The sequence below is a fragment of the Rothia mucilaginosa genome (assembly GCF_964210535.1).
GTDB lineage: Bacteria > Actinomycetota > Actinomycetes > Actinomycetales > Micrococcaceae > Rothia > Rothia mucilaginosa_F.
Map to the genome: position 1 here is coordinate 16,029 of NZ_CAXOMR010000022.1, position 20,824 is coordinate 36,852.

Genomic DNA, 20,824 nt, shown 5'->3' on the forward strand with positions numbered 1-20,824 from the left:
TGTGGGGGTCGGCGCGGCGCGCTATGTTTGTCATTTTTCGATGAGGAAGATTGTTATGACTGATACCCCTAATACGCCTGACGCTTCTGCGGCGCAGAATGTTCAGGACACTGCCGCTCGTGCGGCTGAAGCTTTTGGCACCCTGGTGGAGACCATGGCGCTGTTGCGTGCCCCGGGCGGTTGCCCGTGGGATGCTGAGCAGACTCACGCTTCCCTAATCCGCTACCTGGTGGAGGAAGCCTACGAGGTTGTCGAGGCGGTAGAGACCGGTGGCGAGCCGAATATGCCGCTACTGCGTGAGGAACTGGGCGACGTGCTGCTGCAGGTGGTATTCCACTCCGATATTGCCGCGGCGAAGCCGCAGGGCTTCGATATTGTGCAGGTGGTTGAGGGCCTGGTGCAGAAGCTTCGTACGCGCCACCCGGACGTGTTCGCGGCTGAGTCCGAGGGCTCTTCGGAGGCGCCCCGTACCGCTGCTGAGCAGCAGGCGGCGTGGGATGCACTGAAGAAGAAGGAGAAGAGCGACCGTGGCGCGTTGGACGGTATTCCGCCGCATCTGCCGGCGCTCGCTATGGCTGAGAAGACTGCTGTGAAGGCGCGTAAGGCGGGCATTATTCTGCCGCCGGAGCCTACGAGCATGGAGGACGACCTGCGCTATATGCACAATGAAGAGGATTTCGGCGAGTTGCTTTTTGCGTTGGTGAGTCGCGCACAGCGTAATGGTTTGGATCCGGAACGTGCCCTGCGTACGTACACTCGCCGCTATATTACTCAGCACACGCATGATGAGCCGAGCTATTAGACACGCTGGTTGAGTTCTTCTGCGAGGCGCTTTGAAACCTATTCTCTGAGGGAATAAGAGGTTTCAAAGCGCCTTCTGTTTGTTTGGGGTTGTGTTGGGCGGCCGTGAGGATGCTCGTGGCACATGCCCCGGCGTTTGGGCTCATGTTGTGCTTTGGTCGAGTACCCACACCCTCCCAATGTGGGGGAGTGTGGGTCTTGTTCCGCTTTGTAGCGCCTGACTAAGGGTTATTGAGACCTTCATTAAGGCGATAAAAAAGCGGTGGCAACTAGTGTGTTTGTGTGGGAGTTTTGCTAGAATTTAGGGGACGCGACTTGTCCACTACCGGGTGAGCCGTTCACATCCTTGACATCTCATAAGGAGAACAATTCATGGCTGTTATTACCGCAGTTCACGCACGCCAGATCCTGGATTCCCGTGGCAACCCGACCGTTGAGGTTGAGGTTCTGCTCGAAGACGGTGCTTTCGCACGCGCAGCTGTGCCCTCGGGCGCATCCACCGGTGAGTGGGAGGCTGTTGAGCGCCGCGATGGCGACAAGTCCGTATACCTGGGCAAGGGCGTTCTGGGTGCAGTGAAGTCTGTTATCGAAGAAATCGCTGAAGAGGTCATCGGCATTGAGGCTTCCGACCAGCGCGCTGTTGACGCAGCCATGATTGCTCTGGATGCAACCAACAACAAGGGCAAGCTGGGCGCAAACGCAATCCTGGGTGTCTCCCTGGCTGTTGCTAAGGCTGCTGCTGAGTCCGCTGACCTGCCCCTGTACAAGTACCTCGGCGGCCCGAACGCTCACGTTCTGCCCGTCCCCATGATGAACATCCTCAACGGTGGTTCTCACGCAGACTCCAACGTTGACATCCAGGAGTTCATGATTGCTCCCATCGGCTTCGACAACTACTCTGACGCTCTGCGCGCAGGTGTTGAGGTTTACCACTCCCTGAAGTCCGTGCTGCACGACCGCGGCCTGGCAACTGGCCTGGGCGACGAGGGTGGCTTCGCACCCAACCTGGAGTCCAACGCAGCTGCACTGGACCTGATTGTTGAGGCAATCGAGAAGGCTGGCTACAAGCCGGGCGAGCAGGTTGCACTGGCACTGGACGTTGCATCCTCCGAGTTCTACAACGACGGCGCATACGAGTTCGAGGGCCAGAAGAAGTCCGCAGCTGAGATGAGCGCATACTACGCTGACCTGGTTGCAAAGTACCCCCTGGTTTCCATCGAGGATCCCCTGGATGAGAACGACTGGGAGGGCTACAAGACCCTGACCGAGCAGATCGGTGACAAGGTCCAGATCGTCGGTGACGACCTGTTCGTGACCAACCCCGAGCGCCTGGCTCGCGGTATCGAGGAGGGCGCAGCTAACGCTCTGCTCGTGAAGGTGAACCAGATCGGTTCGCTGACCGAGACCCTGGACGCAATGGAGCTGGCTCAGCGCCACGAGTACCGTTGCATGGTTTCTCACCGTTCCGGTGAGACCGAGGACGTCACCATCGCTGACCTGGCTGTTGCAACCAACGCTGGCCAGATCAAGACCGGTGCTCCCGCACGTTCCGAGCGCGTTGCTAAGTACAACCAGCTGCTGCGCATTGAGGAAGAGCTGGGCGACGCAGCTGTTTACGCTGGCAAGTCCGCATTCCCCCGCTTCAAGGCATAAGTTACTGAAGCATCCGACCGCGTGAGCGGTTAGGTTTCAAGGAGGCGGTGCTACCCCGTAGGGGAGTGGCACCGCCTCCTGCTCTGTGTTGAGGCTAGTAGCGGCGTTGAGGCTAGTAGCGGCGATAGCGCACGAGGTGGAGCCCACAGATGGCGTATGTAGCGCCTGCAACATAGCGCCGGGGAAGCCCTCCGAACCCGGTAGAATATGAAGGAAGCGTTTAGCGGTACAGAAGGAACGAAGGATAGGGCAATGAGCCAGCGAGCAAACCAGCAGACCCGGTCGCACTCTACGAGTTCCACCGAACCCGCTCAGGGCGCTACCACCTCCGAAGAATCGCGTGGCGCCGCGAAGGAAGCCAGCACCTCCCTGTTGAAGAAGGCCAGTGCCCTCTTCTTTGGTGTGGGTTTGAACCAGCGTCATCCCGAGCGTGAACGTCAGGCGCAGGCTCGTCGTGAGGAACGTGCCCGCCGCCGTGCCGCGGCGCAGCAGGGCCGTGAAGAGGGCGGATACGACGCCCCCGTGGCGGCTCACATGTTCTCCGGTCGTAGCTTCCTGACGGCTGTTGTGGTGGGTGTGATTGCGCTCGGTACCGCATACCCGGTGGTCACCTACATTGACCAGGACCGGGAAATTAAGCGAATCAACACGCACATTTCTCAGCTGCAGCAGGAGAACGCTCAGCTGAAGGCGGAGCAGACCTGGTGGAACGACGACAACTATGTTCGCCAGCAGGCACGTAGCCGCCTCTACTATGTGAACCCCGGCGACACCCCCTACGTGGTCACCGGCATTACCGAGGACTCTACGAAGGCGGACGGTACTTCTGCGAATGCGAAGAACGCCCCCGAGGACGCCTGGACCACAAAGATCTGGGATTCTCTCGAAAAGAACTAGCCCAGCCACCGGTAGGAACCCTGCCTTGGCAAGCACCCGGCATAAGCGGACGAGGTGACCCCTCGTTCCAGAAACTTAGGATTATGAGCACCGAAAACACCATTGAAGAGCTGAAGGCACGCACCCCCGGCGGCTTCGGCGTAACTATTGAAACCCTGACCCCCACCGAGCAGGACATCCGCGTCCTTTCCGCGCAGCTGGGCCGTAAGGTCCGCGACGTGATTGAGATTCCGGCGCGCTGCGTGTGCGGCAACCCGCTCGTGGCTGCTACCGCGCCGCGTCTGAGCAACGGCACCCCCTTCCCGACCGTGTTCTACCTGGCGCATCCGGTGATTACCGCTGCGGCTTCCCGTCTGGAGGCGGGCGGCCTGATGTACGAGATGACCGACTCGCTCGCTGAGGATGCGGACCTGGCGGCACAGTACGCTGCTGCACACGAGAACTACCTGGCTGAGCGTGAGCGCATCCGCCTGATCAGCGGCACCGAAGAGGTCCCGGAGATTGACGGCATCTCTGCCGGCGGCATGCCGACCCGCGTGAAGTGCCTGCACGCCGTTATCGGCCACACCCTGTCGGTGGGTCGTGGCGTGAACCCGATGGGTGACCGCGGCCTGGACGCTATCGCCGAGTGGTGGACCCCCGAGGTCTGCTCCTGCGACCCCGCGTGGCGTGAAGAAGCCTAAATATTGATTCTGGTGCGCCCGCATCGTCGTCAGCGACGGTGCGGGCGCATAATAGATAGAAGAAAGAGCGCCGAAAAGCGAAAATTTTTCGCCTGCGGCGCTCGCGTTGCCTTTGGCACTGATTGGTATTGAAGACCTGAAAGGAACCCACCGTGCGCGTTGGTGCGATTGACTGCGGTACGAACTCTATTCGCCTGCTGATTGCTGATTCCACTACTGAGGTGGTGGACGGGGTCGAGAAGACCGTCCTGAAGGACGTTGTGCGTGAGATGCGCATTGTGCGTCTGGGTCAGGGCGTGGACGCGACCGGCTGGCTGGCGCAGGAGGCGCTGGACCGCACCTTCGCTGCGGCTCGTGAGTATGCGCAGCTGCTGAAGGAGCACGGCGCTGATTCGGTGCGTTTTGTGGCGACCAGTGCGACCCGCGATGCGGGTAACCGTCAGGTGTTCGTGGATGGTATCCGCGAGATTCTGGGTATTGAGCCCGAGGTCATTAGCGGGGACGAGGAAGCAGCGCTGTCCTTCGCGGGTGCGGTGCGCGCTGTCGGTTACGGTGATGGCGATACCCTGGTGTTCGACCTGGGTGGCGGTTCGACTGAGTTCGTGCTCGGTGACGAGTCAGGTGTGAAGGCTTCCCGCAGCGTCAATATTGGTTGTGTGCGTCTGACTGAGCGTCACATGATGAGCGCCCCGTCAACTGACTCGCAGATTGCTCGCGTTGAGGCTGATACTGACGAGGCTCTCGACGTGGCGCGTAAGACGGTGCCCCTGCAGGATGCGTGCCGCGTGGTGGCTGTGGCTGGTACCGCAACCACTGTGGCTGCCGCTGCGCTGGGTCTGGACCGCTACGATTCTGAGGCTATTAACGCTCAGAGCTTCTCCGTAGAGACCGTTCAGAAGACCGCCCGCTGGTTGGCTTCGCTGAGCCGTGCCGAGCGTGAGGAGCTCGGCTACATGCACCCCGGCCGGGTGGATGTGATTGGTGCTGGCGCGACGATTTACGCCCGCATCCTGACCCGTCTGAATGAGATGACTGATGGTGCCGTGGATTCGGTGACCGTCAGCGAGCACGACATTCTGGACGGTATCGCTCTGTCCCAGCTGTAGGCTTGTGCGCTCGCGCCGTGAACCGATGGTGGTTCACGGCGCGGCTCAGCTTGAGGAGTTTTAATGTTCCATTCTGAGCGTCGGCGAGGTATGCCCCTGACCGGCTGGTCTTTTGCGCAGTCTTGCGCCTGTGCGTCTCGTGTATTTGGTGTGCGCGCTTCGGTTGGTTCTGACCGAGGCGCTATTCGCCGCATCCGTAAGGGTGCAGCTTTGGGTGCTAGCGCCGCGTTGACTCTTCTGCCGTTGTGGACTCCGATGGCGCCTGTTGCCTGGGCGACGGACCCGACCCCTTCTGCTTCCCCGAGCCCGAAGCGGGAGGTGACGGCGACTCCTTCGCCGTCGGCTACTGCGGTGCCGAAGACTTCTGCGACTGCGAGTAAGGGCACGTCGACCACGAATGGTGATGATGTTCGTCAGCGTGAGTATTGGCTGAAGGAGTACGGTATTACGTCCTTGTGGTCGCAGGCTACGGGTAAGGGCGTGACGGTTGCTGTGATTGATACGGGCGTGGATGGTACTCACCCGGATCTTGAGGGTAATGTTCTGCGTGGTTATGACGCCTCGGGCGTGGGCAGCGAGGACGGCTGGAAGGGCCTGGGTGCTGAGCCGATGCACGGCACGGAGGTCGCTTCTCTGATTGCCGGTCACGGTCACGATACGCAGGGCTATTCTGCGATTGCGGGTCAGCCGGGTAAGCCGACCGGTGTGATTGGTGTGGCTCCCGAGGCGAAAATTCTGCCGATTTCGCTGAATATGGGTACGACCGGCGGTAAGAGTATTGATGAGCAGATCCCGGCGGCGGTGCGTTATGCAGTCGACCACGGGGCTCAGATTATTAACATGTCGATTGGCTCGAATAAGACGAGCTGGCCGCAGAGCTGGGATGAGGCGTTTGCCTATGCGGAGCAGAAGGGCGTGCTGATTGTTGCGGCTGCGGGTAACCGCGGTAGCGGCTTGACGCAGGTTGGTGCTCCGGCGACGATTCCTGGCGTGTTGACGGTGGGCGGTATTGACCGGAATAAGCAGGTTTCTGAGGGCTCGTCGACTCAGGGTATTTCGATTGCTGTGGTTGCTCCGAGTACGGATATGATTGCGGCTGCTCCGGGTAATGGGTACATGATTTGGTCGGGGTCTTCGGCTGCTGCTCCGTTGGTGACGGGGGTTGCGGCGTTGTTGAAGCAGAAGTATCCGAAGGAGTCGGCGGCTCAGTTGGCTCAGCGTCTGATTGCTTCGGCTGATGATGCTGGCGCTACGGGTCGTGATCCGCTGTACGGCTACGGTGTGTTTAACCCGCAGGATGCGATGGCTTTGGCGGCGCCTACGGTGACGGCGAATCCGTTGGGTTCTATTTCTGAGTGGATTGCGGTGCACCGTAAGCAGCAGGTGAGTGAGCCGACTCCTAGCGATGCTGCGCCGGTCCATGAGGAGGGCGAGAGCATTGTGAAAGCGGCTGCGCCGGATGCGCGTCGCCCTCCGGAGGATCGTGGCTGGTTGCCGCCGGTGATTTTGGCGGCGCTGACGTTGTGGCTGACGATTATTACGGCTGGTTCGGTGCATCGTTTGCATAGGATGCATGTGAGTGCGGGGCAGGCTGCGCGGATGGCTCGTGAGATGGCACATCATCCGGGTACTCATCACGGAAAGCACCGTGTTTCAAAGGGGTCGCAGCAGGGTGCTCGGAAGGGGACTCGTTAGGGTTCTTGTGAGTCTGGGATGCCGGTGTTTTTCTTCTCTGTGGGGGGCTTCTCCTGTTCGCCCGGGGCTGACTTTTGAGTTAGTCCCGGGCTTTGTTATGCGGGGGCTGGCTTTCGACGGGGGAACACCCCAATAAACGAAAATATCGAACATGCCGCGCAAAAAACAGAAAGGGTAATTTTGACCGTAACCCGCATCGCGAGATGAACCCTGTTCATATCTTCAAAACTTTTAACTTAGGGTCAGCTCAAAGGGGCCATAAGTGCGAAATCACCTAAACAAAGGCGTAAAATAAAAGACAACAGGTATGTGATAGACAGGCTCGTGCTGCTAGCCACTTCGCGTTGCGTAGGACTTCCAGAGCGAGCCACTTTGTACGTCAGGGGAGCTTTCGGAACGAGCCGAAAGTTGCACATACCACCCTACTGAAGGGCTACCAAACCTTCGGTACCTAAAGACTAGGAAGTAACAAAATGGCATTCACTAAGGTGGCACAGGACCGTCCTCGCGTCCTGATCGTCGGTGGCGGCTACGTCGGCTTCACCGTTGCTAAGAAGATTCAGAAGGCTATCAAGGAGACTGGTGGCGTCGTCACCATCGTTGAGCCGAACCCCTACATGACTTACCAGCCCTTCCTCCCCGAGGTTGCAGCAGGTTCCATGGAAGGCCGTAACGCAACTGTGCCGCTGCGCCAGCACCTGCGCGACACCGAGCTGATTCCCGGCCGCGTTGTCTCCATCGACCACGCAAACCGCACCGCTGTTGTTGAGCCTACCGACAACGGTGAGCCCTTCGAGCTGAAGTACGACGAGATCGTCCTCGGCGCAGGCGCTGTGACCCGTGCATTCCCGATTCCGGGTCTGGCAGAGGTCGCTATCGGTCTGAAGACCATTGAAGAGGCAGTCTCCGTTCGTAACTGGGTTCTGGACCGCATCGAGGTTGCATCCATGCTGTCCGACGCTGAAGAGCGCCGCCGCGCCCTGACCTTCGTCATCGTTGGTGGTGGCTTCGCTGGCGTTGAGACCATCTCCGAGCTCGAGGACATGGCACGCGTTGCTGTCGAGCGCAACGAGCGTCTCTCCGTTTCCGACCTGCACTTCGTCATGGTCGAGGCTGCACCGCGCATCATGCCCGAGGTTCCCGCAGACCGTGCAGAGAAGGTTGTTGCAGAGCTGCGTGCACGCGGCATCGAGATTCTGCTGAACACCTCCCTCTCCGACGCAACCGACGGCAACCTGCAGCTGATCAACATGGCTGACAAGTCCCCCGCAGGCGAGATCAAGACCGACACCCTGATCTGGACCGCAGGTGTGGCAGCATCCCCGATGCTGAAGAACACCGACTTCCCGATCGACGAGCGTGGCCGCGTTCGCGTGAGCGCAGACCTGCGCGTCACCGGCGATGACGGCGTGGTTGAGGGTGCATGGGCTGCAGGCGACAACGCAGCTGTTCCGGACCTCTCCGGCGGCGGCGTGGGTGGCTTCTGCGTTCCCAACGCTCAGCACGCTTCCCGCCAGGCTGTCGTTCTGGCTAAGAACCTGCTGGCTGCTCGCCGCGGCGAGCCCCTGACCGACTACTACCACGAGACCATCGGTGTTGTGGCAGGTCTGGGCCTGTGGAAGGGCGTTGCAAACTTCAAGGGCAAGACCATTGGCGGCCCGCTGGCATGGATCATGCACCGCGGCTACCACGGCTCTGCAATCCCCACCACCGAGCGTACCGTTCGCGTTATGACCACCTGGGCACTGAACCAGATCTTCGGCCGCGACACCTCCTCGATTCGCCACCAGCGCTCCCCGCGCCTGGCATTCCAGGAAGCAACCGGTACTGCACCGGCACGCCAGAAGGCAAAGCTCTAAAATAGCCTGACTTAGGGGTATGCTCCCTGAGATAGCGCACTTGAGATAAAGCAAAGGGCGGTGTGGAAGACTTCGGTCTTCTGCACCGCCCGTTTTTGTGTCCGGATGCTCGCCAGCTGCCCGGCTTAGTCGCCCACCTGTGCTTTTGCGTGGTGATTGCTGTGGCTGAGCGTGGGGAACCGTTTGAAATGTGTTTCTGCTTAGGTTCGGGTGCGTTTTCGTGGAATAATAGGTGTTTGTGCCCCGAACTATGCGGGGTGCGCCCCCATAGTCCAATTGGCAGAGACAGAGGACTTAAAATCCTTGTGTTCTGGGTTCGAGTCCCAGTGGGGGCACTGCGTTGAGAGGCAATATAGAGCCGATAGGCATATATAAGTGAGCGGCGGCTCTTCCCGTGGGGGAGGGGCCGCCGCTTGCGTGTCTGAAGGTTTACAGGTTTGGGGTTTGCTGTTTGGAAGTTAAAAGGCGATGCCCCCGACCCATACTATCGGGGGCATCGTGGAGTGGCGGTGCGGGCTATGGCATTCCGCGCACTCTCTTCACCGCGGATAGAAGAGCTCGTCCTCTGCCGGAATCAGGACGGCTGGCGGTGAAGTCTGGTGAACCTGCAGGTGATTGCCTGCCTCGGTCATGTGTGGAGGCAGGAGGCGGTTCAAAGCTTACTTGCGGCGCGCGGTCACGAGCGCGTCGATGGAGAACTTGCCTGCGCCGCTGTATTTCGTGGTGTTGTTCATGCCTTCAAGCTTGACAAGTAAAGTTTTACACTTCAAGTAAGTCTAGTTTGTGGAGAAAAAGAGTGCAAAACAGGGGGTTTAGATGACGTTTTGTGACGGGGCTCCACGCCCTAAAACACCCGCGAACCGTCTTCCGGAGCTCAAAAAACGTGAGACCCTATAAAGAGACACAGCCACAGACGCACCCCTGCCTGAACGGGGGAGCAGAGTCAGAAAGGCACAGCATGCAGACTAAACCCTCCATCATTGCCGTCGATATGGACGGCACCTTCCTCACCGACTCCAAAACCTTCGACACCGAACGGTTCGCGCGCATCCTGCCCCGCCTGCAGGCGCATGGAATCCACTTCGTCGTGGCGAGCGGAAATACCCATGCCAAGCTACAGGACTATATGCGCGGTTTCGAGGACCAGGGCCTCACCTACATTGCTGAGAACGGCGCGTACCTCGCCGATGACAGCGGTCAGCTTGCCGTGCATCCCTTTGAGGAAGAGGATATCCCGCGCATTATTGAGGTAGTGCAGGGGCTGGACCAGATCGGTCTGCTGGTGTGCACCACCGAGGGTATTTACCTGCCCAAGGATCGTTGCGACCAGATTGTGCACATGATTCGCGGCTATTTTGAAGACACTGGTCAGGAGCTCCCCGAAACCCTCACCCTGGAGGACTTTGCGGCGTTCTTCTTCCCCGGCTCGGTCATGGTTGACTCTATTGAAGATTTTGAGGGTGCACCCATTAAGTTCCCGCTGCTGACCCCACCGAAGCAGACGCAGCAGCTGAGCGTTTACCTGCGTGAGGCTCTTCCGCAGACCGTCACCCCGATGGTGAGTGGCTTCGGTGCCATTGACCTGGTGCGTACCGGTGTCAATAAGGCGACCGGTCTGAAGGACCTATGCGAGCGTCTGGATGCTGATCCGGCGGGCATTCTTGCCTTCGGTGACGGTGAGAACGACATGGAAATGCTCCGCTACGCGGGCTGGGGTGTTGCCATGTCTAATGCCCCGGAGGTTGTGCGAAATGCTGCTGATGAGGTGATTGGCTCGAACGAGGAACAGGCAGTTCTGGAGTATCTGGAACAGCTCCTGGACCGTTTGGAAGCTTCGCACTAGACGCTTCACAAAGAGACGCGCAGAAGCCTTTGCATGCGGGGCGGCGCGGGCCTGGGTGAACCTCAGGTAAACACCGCCCTGAAATATTCTGGCAAGGTCGCTAGAAGCCCATGCTGGTAACGAACAGCGCCCGTGAGCACAGAATCTATCCGATATAATTAACAGAATTAGTTTTGTACCCGTTTAAGGAGAGAAAGATGGCGGGAAACCCGCTTCTGAATTCAATGACGAAGAATGTCACTCAGGGTGACTCTCGTTTCGGTCGTTTTGGTGCGCAGCCGCAGCAGACCAGCCAGCAGGCGCAGTACGGTCAGCAGGCACAGTACGGTCAGCAGCAGACCTATGGCCAGTACGGTCAGCAGTATGATCAGCAGGGCTACGGCCAGAACACCTACGGCCAGCAGCCCTATGGCCAGCAGTATGGTCAGCCCCAGTACGGTCAGCAGGCACAGTACGGCCAGCCGTACGGTGAGGCTGACTACGGCGTAGCAGCCCCCACCTACTCGGAGCCCATCCCCGCCGGTGAGCGCCTGACCATGAACGATGTCTTGGTTAAGACCGGTATCAACCTGGGCCTGGTCGCTGTCGGTGCCGCTGTTGCATGGAATGCACCGGTGCTGCTGCTCCTGGGCATGGTTGGCGGTCTGGTCCTGGGTCTGGTGAACTCCTTCAAGAAGAAGGTTTCCCCGATTCTGGTCATGACCTACGCGCTCATGGAAGGTCTGCTACTCGGTGGTCTGTCCGCTGTTGTGGATATGCGCTACCCCGGCGTGGCAGTTCAGGCGGTTCTGGCAACCCTCGTGGTTGCGGGTGTGACCCTGGCTCTCTTCGCCAACGGCAAGATTCGCACCACCCCCAAGCTGAATAAGATTTTCATGATTGGTGCGCTCAGCTACCTGGGTTACGGCCTGGTGTCCATGCTGACCGCGGGTATCTTCGGTTCCTCGCTGAACAGCTTCTCTATCGGTGGTATCCCGCTGGGTCTGGTTGTTGGCCTGTTCGCTGTTGCGCTGGCAACCTACTCGCTGCTGCTGGACTTCACCACCACCTCCGAGGCTGTGGAGGCTGGCCTGCCCGAGCGTGAGTCCTGGCGCCTTGCTTTCGGCCTGACCGCTTCTCTGGTCTGGCTGTACGTTGAGATCCTGCGTGTTCTCATGTACCTGGCAAGCATCTTTAGAAACGACTAAAGCTCATGATGAGGCGGCGGTACCGTGATGGTGCCGCCGCCTTTGCCGCTTTACTTCCCCGATGTATCGAAGCGCAGGGGAGGAGCGCAACAACATCACCACATACCGCCTTCCGCTGGGGCAGCCGAAGCTGCCCCGCGCGGGCGCGACACCGATAACGATTTGGAGACACCGTGAAAATTACACCTGTCGCAGAAGAACATGTAGCCGAGGAGGAGCGCGGCTACCGGGTGCCTTTTGCTATGGAAGTTGCTGGTGCTTGGGCGTGGCGCATCATTATGATTGCCGGTGCCGGTTGGATCCTTTGGAAGGGCCTGGGGCACGTCTCCCTGCTGGTTATTTCTCTTCTGGTGGCTCTGCTGCTGGCGGCTCTGCTGAGCCCCGCCGTGATGCTTCTGCGTAAGAAGGGCGTTCGTGCCGGTGGCGCGGCGGCTATTGCCGAAATCGGTATGATTCTGGTGCTCGCCGGTATTATTTCGCTGACCGGTCAGCAGATTCTGCGCGGTTTTGTGTCCATGGCGGATAAGGCGATGCAGGGCTACCAGCAGCTGATTGGTTGGCTGAAGGACCTCGGTTACGAGTTCGGTGCAGACCAGCTGAACCAGCTGCTGGATCAGATGGAGAGTGCTGCAACCAATAACCCCAGCTCCGTGCTGCACGGTGTGTCTCAGGTGGGTTCGACTGCGGCTGAGGTTGCGACCGGTACCCTGCTGACCCTGTTTACCCTGGTTTTCTTCCTGATGGAGGGCGAGCGTATCTGGCTGTTCGTCACCCGCCTCTTCCCGAAGGATGCGCGTGCCGCAGTCAACGGTGCGGGTCGCGCGGGTTGGAAGTCCCTGGGTGCGTACGTGCGCGTTCAGATTCTGGTGGCGGCTATTGACGCTATCGGCATCGGTATTGGTGCCGCAATTCTGGGTGTTCCGCTGGCTATCCCGCTGGGTGTGTTGGTCTTCCTCGGCTCTTTCGTTCCGGTGATTGGTGCCCTCATTTCCGGTGCTGTGGCTGTGCTGCTGGCGCTGGTTGCTCTGGGCCCGGTGCAGGCGCTGATTATGCTCGGTATTGTTCTGCTGGTTCAGCAGCTCGAATCCAACATTCTGCAGCCGCTCATTATGGGTAAGGCTGTCTCCCTGCACCCGCTGGCGGTTATTTTCTCGGTGGCTGGTGGATCCATGATTTTTGGTGCGGTGGGTGCTCTGTTCGCTGTGCCGACTCTGGCTGTGGTCAACGCGGTGGTGCGTTACCTGGCGAACCGTGACTGGGAGAAGGAAGCACCTCGTGAGGAGGAGTTCCTCTTCCCGCACGAGGTGGCTCGCCGCGAGCAGGCTGAGGAGAAGGCCCAGGAACGGCAGGAGAGCGTCAAGAATCTGGCCTCCCGGGTGCCGAGCCGTCAGAAGGCTGAGGAGCCTGAGAACCAGGCTTCCGAGGCTTCGGACTCCTCCGAAGACTAGGGGCCTGCATCGAGCGGGAGGTTTTGGCGTAGGGCACCCCGCCACCCTCGATAACGCACCGCTAACTCGTCCCGGCGATACCGCCGGCCGCGATGCCGTCTACGGCGGTGTCTCGCCAGGGGGCTACTTGCGACCGGGTAGCCCCCTTCGCTGTACCCATCCTCTAAAATGGGATGAGCAATACATCACCATCCCGCGCCCGCGGGACAACGCACCGTCAGAATGGAAAACCCGTGAGCGTAGATCTCGACTCCCTGCCCGTGACCATTACCGATATTGAACGTGCCGCAGAGCTGCTCGAAGGCGTTATTGAACGCACCCCGGTCGCCCATTCGCGTGCCCTGAGCCAGCGCCTGGGTTCCGAGGTGTTCTTCAAGTGTGAGAACCTGCAACGCGCCGGTTCGTTCAAGGTGCGCGGCGCGTATGTGCGCATGGCAAAGCTCTCCGAGGAGGAGAAGAAGCGCGGCGTCGTGGCGGCGAGTGCAGGTAACCACGCTCAGGGTGTGGCTCTGGCGGCTGACCGTCTGGGCATTAAGGCTCGTATTTACATGCCGCTGGGTGCGGCACTGCCTAAGATTACCGCAACCCGCGATCACGGCGCTGAGGTTGAGCTGCACGGCCTGACCGTGGATGAGGCTCTGGCGGAGGCGAAGCGCTACGCCGAAGAGACCGGCGCGGTGTTCGTGCACCCCTTCGACAATGAAGACATTATTGCCGGCCAGGGCACCATCGGTCTGGAAATCCTGGAGCAGGTTCCGGACGTTGACACCGTGATTGTGGGTGTTGGCGGCGGCGGTCTGCTGGCTGGTCTGTCCGCTGCTATCCGCGCGAAGGAGCAGAAGCTCGGTAAGAAGATCAAGATTATTGGTGTTCAGGCGGAGCACGCGGCGGCGTACCCGCTGTCGCTGGCTGCGGATGCTCTGGTGCCGCTAAAGAAGGTTTCCACCATTGCTGATGGTATTGCGGTGGGTCGCCCCGGCCAGATGCCTTTCTCCATCATCAAGGAGCTGGTAGACGATGTGGCGACCGTGAGTGAAGACGATATCGCTCGCGCCCTGATCTTCCTGATGGAACGTAACAAGCTCGTGGTGGAGCCTGCCGGTTCGGTGCCCGTGGCTGCGCTGATGAACGGCAAGCTGAAGGAAGAGTACGGCGACCTGGGTACCGTCGTGTGCGTGCTTTCCGGCGGCAATATTGACCCGATGCTGATGCTGAAGGTGATTCAGCGCGGTCTGTCTGCGGCTGGCCGCTACATGACCGTGAAGATGATGCTGTCTGACCGTCCGGGTGAGCTGGCGACCATTTCCCGCATTATTTCTGAGAATGATGCGAACGTGACCGGTGTGGATCACACCCGTGTGGGTGGTTCGCTGTCCATGGGCGATGTGTCGATTACGATCGACATGGAAACCAAGGGTGTGGAGCATTGCCGCCAGGTGATTTCTGCCCTGGAGGATGCGGGTTTCAAGCCCATCATCGTCTACTAAGCCGATATATTTATTAGCCGACGAACTATAGTGTTGCCTCGAATCGGAAGGGTGGAGGCAACCAGATAGGCGCAAGCAGGCAGACAAAAAACAGTGCGGGGTGCTGACCGTTATAGTCAGCACCCCGCACTGTTTGTTTTAAATCTAGCGCTGTCTCTTAGCTCTAATCTCTTAGCCCTGGTAGGGGGTTGCGGAGATAATCTTGGCGCTCAATTCCTTACCGTTCGGAGCGGTGTAGGTGACCTCGTCGCCCTGCTTAGCGCCCATGATTGCGGCACCCAGCGGCGACTTCTCGGAGAAGACCTTCAGGTCGCTACCTGCCGGCAGAGTGTCCTCAATTTCGCGGGAGCCGAGCAGGAACTTCAGGGTGCGGCCGGCAACCTCAGCTTCGATAACCATGCCGTGTTCTACCACGCCGTCGTCAGCAGGAGTGTCGCCGATGTGCGCGGTTTCCAGCAGGTGCTTGAGCTGCTTGATGCGAGCTTCGTTCTTAGCCTGCTCGTCGCGGGCGGCGTGGTAGCCGCCGTTCTCGCGGAGGTCACCCTCATCGCGTGCCTGCGCGATGCGGTCAACGATTTCCTGGCGGTACGGGCCGGAGAGGTACTCCAGCTCCTGGGTGAGGCGGTCGAAGGCATCCTGAGTGAGCCATGCACCGGTGTTTTCAGCCATGCGTGTCCTTTGCTTATGCGCCGGCTCTGCCGGTGCGAAACGAATAAACCCGCTACCGCGTGCCGCGTTCAATGCGCGGAGGTGCCGGTAACGGAATGAATCAACAGACCTATTCTAGAGCACCGGAGGATTTTCGGCTGTTATGCCGGTCGTATCTTCCCCTCTGAGCGCATCTTCGTCGGTACGCACGCCTGTAGCTGAACGCTCCGCCAGCATCAGCCTGTTTCATGCCCAAGAATCTGCTGATATGACGGCATGTTTCACGATGTCACACGGCGTCATCTGCGCTAGTGTACCGGCGCTATCCTTGGGTATCATACGAGAAGCTACAACCGTAAAATTTCTGCCGTGTAGCGCTCGTATTCGCGAGTCACAGACACATCATCGACCCCCTGGCGCATCACCTAAAGGAGACCACCGTGAGCGAAGCCATTGAACAGCTGAAGGCAAACCTGCCGACTCACCCTCCCGTGGACTCCCTCAAACCGCTGGAGGAGGACTACACCGGTCTGCGTATCCTCGCGGTGCACGCCCACCCGGACGACGAGTCCTCCAAGGGCGCCGGTACCGCCTCGGCGTATATTGCCCGTGGTGCCCGCTTCATGGTGGCGACGATGACCGGCGGGGAGCGCGGTGACATCCTGAATGGGGAGGTCGATAAGAGCCCGCGTGCGCACCGTGACCTGCCGGGTCTGCGTCGTGCTGAGATGGCGGCTGCCCGCGAGATTATGGGTATTGAGCACCGCTGGATTGGCTTCTTCGACTCGGGTCTGCCCGAGGGCGACCCCATGCCGCCGCTTCCCTTCGGTAGCTTTGGCACCATGCCCCTGGACCGTGCCGCCGCGCCGCTCGTGCGTCTGGTGCGTGAGTACCGCCCCCACATCATCATCACCTATGACGAGATCGGCGGTTACCCGCACCCCGACCACATCATGACCCACAAGGTTGCCGTGGAAGCATTCGAGAAGGCAGGCGACCCGGAAGCCTACGTGGGTGAGGGTGAGCCCTGGACCCCACTGAAGCTCTACTACGACCGCGCATTCAACCCCGAACGCACCCTCGCCCTGCACGAGCATCTGCTCGATACGCACGGTGAGAGCCTGCTGAGCGGCTGGATTGAGAACCTCGCGCACCGCGCCTCCTTGGGGGAGGCACCTCGCCACGAGACTACGACCCGCATCCTGGTTCACGAGCACTTTGAGCAGCGCGATCAGGCTTTGCGCGCGCACGCCTCGCAGGTGGACCCGAACGGCGTGTTCTTCGCCGTTCCCAGTGAACAGCTGAAGGACATTTGGCCCTGGGAGGACTACACGCTGGCCGCCTCGCATACTGAGGTTCAGCTGCCCGAATCTAGCCTGGACGAGGGCCTGAGCGACTACTACGTTATCTAGGCTGGGGCGCAGCGCCCCGCGCGTTACAATGATGCCCTTCACCCACGATATGAGTCGTAGGTGAAGGGCATCAACTATTATTAGGCGCGCGATGCGTGCAGCCCCTGTACGCACCCCGGATACCGCCACCAGCCGCCACAAATTTTGAGCCGATTCTCAGCCCAACCGCGATGCTGATTGCCGCGAAGGTACGGCGCGGCGGCGTAGAATAAGAGCTTGGACTCTTTCGTTATGAGCCCGCTGAATTATCTGCCACGACAGCCGAATGAGGTATGAGCTATGAGCGCCAACGCCCTGCCCGTGATTACTGTGCACGGCCACGCCAGCAACCCCGGCACTGTCACTGAGCCTACCATCTATGAGCAGGCTCTGGCGCGCTCGCTGAGCCCCGAATCCCTGCCGGCACATATTGGAGTGCTGGTGGACGGTAACCGTCGCTGGGCGGCTCAGCGCGGCTTGAGCACCCGTGAGGGCCACGCCGCCGGTGCGGAGCGAATTATTGATTTTCTTGCCTGGTGTACTGAGCTGTCGATTCCGCAGGTGAGCCTGTACATGCTCTCCACCGAGAACCTGAAACGCCCCGAGAAGGAACTGACCGGTCTGGTCGCTGTGATTGATGCGTTCTTGGTGCGTCTGGTGGAGTCCGCCTGCGGTCCGGTGCGCGCTATCGGCAATATTGACCTGATTCCTCGCCAGCTGCACGAGCGCCTGGACTGGGCGATTGAGCAGACTGCGCACCTGCCCGGTGTTCGCGTGAACATTGCGGTCGGTTACGGCGGCCGCCAGGAGATTGTGGACGCGGTCCGCTCGGTTCTGCGCGAGGCTGCCGCTGAGGGGGCATCCTTGGACTCGCTTGCCGAACAGCTGAGCGTGGAGGATATTTCTTCGCACCTGTACACCGCCGATATGCCCGACCCGGACCTGCTGATTCGCACTTCGGGCGAGCAGCGCCTGTCCGGTTTCATGACCTGGCAGAGTGCGTATTCTGAGTTTTACTTCTGCCGCGCCCTGTGGCCGGATTTCACACGCGTTGATTTTCTGCGTGCCCTGCGGGATTACGCGAACCGTTCCCGCCGCTTCGGTTCCTAGAACTTGGATGCCCTAGCGCCATCGGTGCATGTTTCTCGGCCGGCTGGCTGGTTCCTGACTAGTTGGTTCCTGGCTAGCAGCCTCCGGTAGTACAGCCTCCAGCAATACAGAATGGACGTTCTATGCTCGCTGAGCTTTCCCGCCTCTACAACGCTGGAGGCGCCTCCACAATTGCCGCTCTGGTGCTCGGCAGCTACCTGCTGTATTTTCTGTGGTGCGCCCTGCGGCTGTGGCGTATTGATGTGCGGGAGCACCGTCTGCCGCACCGCATCCTGATTCCTTTGGCTATTGCCACCTATACGGCGCTGCCGGTGTCTTTGCTTTTTGCCGGTCGCCCCGCCGATATTTGGCGTGTGATTGGTGCCGGTCTGGTGCTGTGGTTCTGCTACCTGCTTCTGCGTATCCTGTCTTTTGGCGCGCTGGGCCGCGGGGATGTGAAGCTTGCCGGTATTCTGGGCGGCGTGCTCGGGTACCTGTCCTGGGCGAATCTGGGCTGGGCGTCGCTGGTGACGTTCCTTGCCGGTGGTCTGGTGTCTTTGGCTCTGGTGCTGTTTACGAAGGCGCGCGGTAGCACCCGCATTGCCTTCGGTCCGTTTATGCTTCTGGGTGCGCTGGTGGCGTTGGCTGCTCCGGCGTATTCTCTGTGGTAGATTCCGAAGTAGGGTGACCGTCCGGCTAAGTGGCGGGCTTGTTCTGTGTGCGGCTCGCAGCTGTTCGCTCTGCTCTCTAGCACCTATTCCCGGTAGACTTCCCGGGGCTTTTGAAAGGTTGATGTTATGCCTACTCCTCCCTATATCCGTAAGCTGCGTGAGCGGCTCGGCTCGGACTACCTGTGGCTGTCCGGCGCGACGGCTGTGGTGTACCGTGAGCAGGATTCTAAGGTGCTGCTGGTGCGCCGTAGCGATAACGGGGCGTGGACCCCGATTACGGGCATTGTGGATCCGGGGGAGAGCCCGGCGCTGACCTGCCTGCGTGAGGCGCAGGAGGAGGCGAACGTGCAGATTGAGGTGCTGGAGCTGGCGCAGGTGAAGGCTGACCCGGCCATGCAGTTCGGTAATGGTGACCGTTGCCAGTTCTTGGATCATACGTTCTTGTGCCGCTGGGTTTCAGGTGAGGCGAAGGTGAACGACGAGGAGTCTTCGCAGGTGCGTTGGGTGGATGTGTCTGACCCGGCGGAGCGTGCGCTGCTCTCGGAGCGGATGCTGGACCGTATTGATGCGGCGCTGAACTATGACGGCCACTGCCGTTTTGGTTTGGAGTCGGTGCCGCCGAAGGACCTTTAGACCGGCTACTAGACTCCGTGAAAGCCGCTGAATGAGGCGTGTACATACAGAAGGAGGGGCGACCCGCCGTCATGGCGAGTCGCCCCTCCCTCATTTTTGTGACAGTTTGTTACATGTTATTGGGTGGTTCTTCCTGTTTTTCTGTGGGATTAAAGAGCTAAAATCCCAAGTTTTGCTGTGGCTTTGCCTTGTTTATGTCTTTTCTACTTTAAGTTGTGCCTGTGTGTCGAGTTATGAGTGGTGCACATGAGATGCTTTATATATGACGCGGGTTACATTGGGAGTGACGGCCCCGTATTAGTCAGTAACCCGAAAAAATCCGTTCACGTGATGTTCTGGTGAGCGTAGTCGCTTTCCTTTTACTCTGCCTATAAATCTTTAAGGCATGCCATTTTTCTGTGAACTAGGCTCATTGTGTTCATCGCAATTCTTGGGCGCTATTTTGATGCGTCCTGGAAGGAGCAAAGCATGACAACACATAAAATACCCTGGAGAATCTACGTAGCCCTTATTGGCTCTCTGGTAGGTACAGGAATATATTCCTTCGCCCTACCCATCGCGATTCTCGCTAGTACAGGCGAAATTGGGTTGGCTGGCGTAATGGCGGTAGCCATGCAAATCCCCAATATCGCCTTGGCATATCCACTAGCAACCCTATCGGATAGTCTGCCTCGAAAACCTATGATTGTGATTGCCGGGGCAGCAAACATCCTCAGTATCCTTACCTTGGCGTTGATGATTGAGCAGCATATGCTGTCATGGTTCACCATCGCCGCACTAGGATTTGTGAGCGGTGTCTTCTCCGAACTGGCTGCTGCCTCAGAAGCAGGATATATTCCGCAGCTTCTCGGACGAGAAAACCTTCTTTCGTACAATGCACGTCGTGAAATTTGCGAGGGAATATCCGCAATCATTGCACCCCCTACAGCAGGATTTATTGTTCTTGTCGCGGGTGCAACGGTCGGTCTTATCGTCCCGGTGCTCCTTTTCGGAGCGGCAACTATTTCATACGCAACGTTGCCATCCGTAGAGATGGAAACTAAAACTGAGCAACGCGAAACCGCACAACATGGGTTTATTCACCGCATGTTTGACGGTATCCAATACATGTTCTCCGGCGCCCCACAGAGACTTATCCTTGTCTACACGTTCTTCTTAGCGGCAGCTACGGCATCGTATTCACTTATCATTATTTACCGTCTGTATGAGGAACTCACTTTTGAAGCCTCAGTGGTAGGCATGATTATGGCCTGCAGCGGTATCGGTGGTATCGTCGCGGCGCTCATCATCGATCGTTTCCTCTCTTTCGAGAACACACGAGGAATGCTACTGGTTGCCAACGTCGTATCCCTGCTTGGAATACCGCTCGTCACCGTCAGCAATAACCCCGTAGTGCTCGGCGCCCTGCTCTTCATCCTGGACGTAGGATGGGCATCAGCTTTCATCTTCTCCAACAATCTGCGTGACTGCATTACACCGAATGAGCTACTGGGGCGTGCCAGCTCCCTTGACGGTGCCGTGTTTGGATTAGGAACGCTGTACTCCATGGGCGCGGTAGCACTGATGCTTGACCATCTCGGCTCCTTCAACGCTGCGCTTGTCGTTAGTATCCCGGCTGTACTCTGCCTCATCTACACGCTGGTCCACTATAAACAGTTCAAAGTGTTTAATATCGTTGAACAATAGCGAGAACCCGCTACCAACTCATTGACGGAGCAGAGAACACATACAGA

General features: G+C 59.1%; 17 protein-coding genes and 1 tRNA gene. 17 read left to right on the plus strand and 1 reads right to left on the minus strand.

What is annotated here, in order from left to right; all coding sequences use genetic code 11:
* Positions 1-55 precede the first annotated feature (55 nt).
* The 12 genes from AB8C10_RS07450 to ilvA all read left to right on the plus strand — a co-directional run bounded on the left by AB8C10_RS07450 (position 56) and on the right by ilvA (position 14,659).
* A complete protein-coding gene (locus tag AB8C10_RS07450) occupies positions 56-802 on the plus strand; it encodes a MazG nucleotide pyrophosphohydrolase domain-containing protein (protein WP_368867362.1) in 747 nt (248 codons plus the stop codon).
* Positions 803-1,173: 371 nt separating this feature from the next.
* The gene (gene eno, locus AB8C10_RS07455; RefSeq protein WP_049341512.1) at positions 1,174-2,454 is read left to right on the plus strand and encodes a phosphopyruvate hydratase; all 1,281 of its coding nucleotides are present in this window, start codon (positions 1,174-1,176) and stop codon (positions 2,452-2,454) included.
* A gap of 252 nt (positions 2,455-2,706) precedes the next feature.
* Positions 2,707-3,351 (plus strand): septum formation initiator family protein, encoded by a 645-nt coding sequence (locus AB8C10_RS07460; protein WP_368867363.1) that lies wholly within the window; start codon positions 2,707-2,709, stop codon positions 3,349-3,351.
* Between the two features lie 83 nt (positions 3,352-3,434).
* Positions 3,435-4,034 (plus strand): DUF501 domain-containing protein, encoded by a 600-nt coding sequence (locus AB8C10_RS07465; RefSeq protein WP_314365263.1) that lies wholly within the window; start codon positions 3,435-3,437, stop codon positions 4,032-4,034.
* A gap of 152 nt (positions 4,035-4,186) precedes the next feature.
* Positions 4,187-5,140, plus strand: a complete 954-nt coding sequence (locus AB8C10_RS07470; protein WP_070634178.1) for a Ppx/GppA phosphatase family protein — start codon at positions 4,187-4,189, stop codon at positions 5,138-5,140.
* A 63-nt stretch (positions 5,141-5,203) separates the two neighbouring features.
* Complete coding sequence (locus AB8C10_RS07475; RefSeq protein ID WP_303944189.1) at positions 5,204-6,835, plus strand: S8 family peptidase; 1,632 nt, start codon at positions 5,204-5,206, stop codon at positions 6,833-6,835.
* Positions 6,836-7,308: 473 nt separating this feature from the next.
* A complete protein-coding gene (locus AB8C10_RS07480) occupies positions 7,309-8,694 on the plus strand; it encodes an NAD(P)/FAD-dependent oxidoreductase (protein ID WP_060823857.1) in 1,386 nt (461 codons plus the stop codon).
* Positions 8,695-8,955: 261 nt separating this feature from the next.
* Positions 8,956-9,029, plus strand: a tRNA-Leu gene (locus AB8C10_RS07485).
* A 623-nt stretch (positions 9,030-9,652) separates the two neighbouring features.
* A complete protein-coding gene (locus AB8C10_RS07490; RefSeq protein ID WP_368867364.1) occupies positions 9,653-10,537 on the plus strand; it encodes a Cof-type HAD-IIB family hydrolase in 885 nt (294 codons plus the stop codon).
* 197 nt (positions 10,538-10,734) lie between these two features.
* Complete coding sequence (locus AB8C10_RS07495) at positions 10,735-11,724, plus strand: Bax inhibitor-1/YccA family protein (protein ID WP_049346804.1); 990 nt, start codon at positions 10,735-10,737, stop codon at positions 11,722-11,724.
* 173 nt (positions 11,725-11,897) lie between these two features.
* Positions 11,898-13,172: an AI-2E family transporter gene (locus AB8C10_RS07500; protein WP_368867365.1), complete on the plus strand. Its 1,275-nt coding sequence runs from the start codon at positions 11,898-11,900 to the stop codon at positions 13,170-13,172.
* Between the two features lie 233 nt (positions 13,173-13,405).
* On the plus strand, positions 13,406-14,659 hold the full coding sequence (ilvA, locus tag AB8C10_RS07505; protein WP_049341524.1) for a threonine ammonia-lyase: 1,254 nt from the start codon (positions 13,406-13,408) through the stop codon (positions 14,657-14,659).
* Between the two features lie 171 nt (positions 14,660-14,830).
* On the opposite strand, the gene greA is transcribed toward ilvA, so the two are convergent.
* Positions 14,831-15,328, minus strand: coding sequence for a transcription elongation factor GreA (greA, locus tag AB8C10_RS07510; protein WP_044150727.1), 498 nt, complete (start codon positions 15,326-15,328; stop codon positions 14,831-14,833).
* Positions 15,329-15,747: 419 nt separating this feature from the next.
* On the opposite strand from greA, the gene mca reads away from it, so the two are divergent.
* The 5 genes from mca to AB8C10_RS07535 all read left to right on the plus strand — a co-directional run bounded on the left by mca (position 15,748) and on the right by AB8C10_RS07535 (position 20,777).
* Entirely contained in the window at positions 15,748-16,719 is a 972-nt protein-coding gene (gene mca / locus AB8C10_RS07515) for a mycothiol conjugate amidase Mca (protein ID WP_368867366.1), read from the plus strand.
* A gap of 279 nt (positions 16,720-16,998) precedes the next feature.
* Positions 16,999-17,808, plus strand: a complete 810-nt coding sequence (gene uppS / locus AB8C10_RS07520) for a polyprenyl diphosphate synthase (RefSeq protein ID WP_294631623.1) — start codon at positions 16,999-17,001, stop codon at positions 17,806-17,808.
* 122 nt (positions 17,809-17,930) lie between these two features.
* Positions 17,931-18,458 carry a prepilin peptidase gene (locus AB8C10_RS07525; protein WP_049346792.1) on the plus strand — a complete coding sequence of 176 codons (528 nt, stop codon included), beginning with the start codon at positions 17,931-17,933 and terminating at the stop codon, positions 18,456-18,458.
* 126 nt (positions 18,459-18,584) lie between these two features.
* Positions 18,585-19,091: an NUDIX hydrolase gene (locus AB8C10_RS07530; RefSeq protein ID WP_368867367.1), complete on the plus strand. Its 507-nt coding sequence runs from the start codon at positions 18,585-18,587 to the stop codon at positions 19,089-19,091.
* A gap of 414 nt (positions 19,092-19,505) precedes the next feature.
* Positions 19,506-20,777, plus strand: a complete 1,272-nt coding sequence (locus tag AB8C10_RS07535) for an MFS transporter (RefSeq protein WP_296703694.1) — start codon at positions 19,506-19,508, stop codon at positions 20,775-20,777.
* The last annotated feature ends 47 nt before the right edge of the window (positions 20,778-20,824 follow it).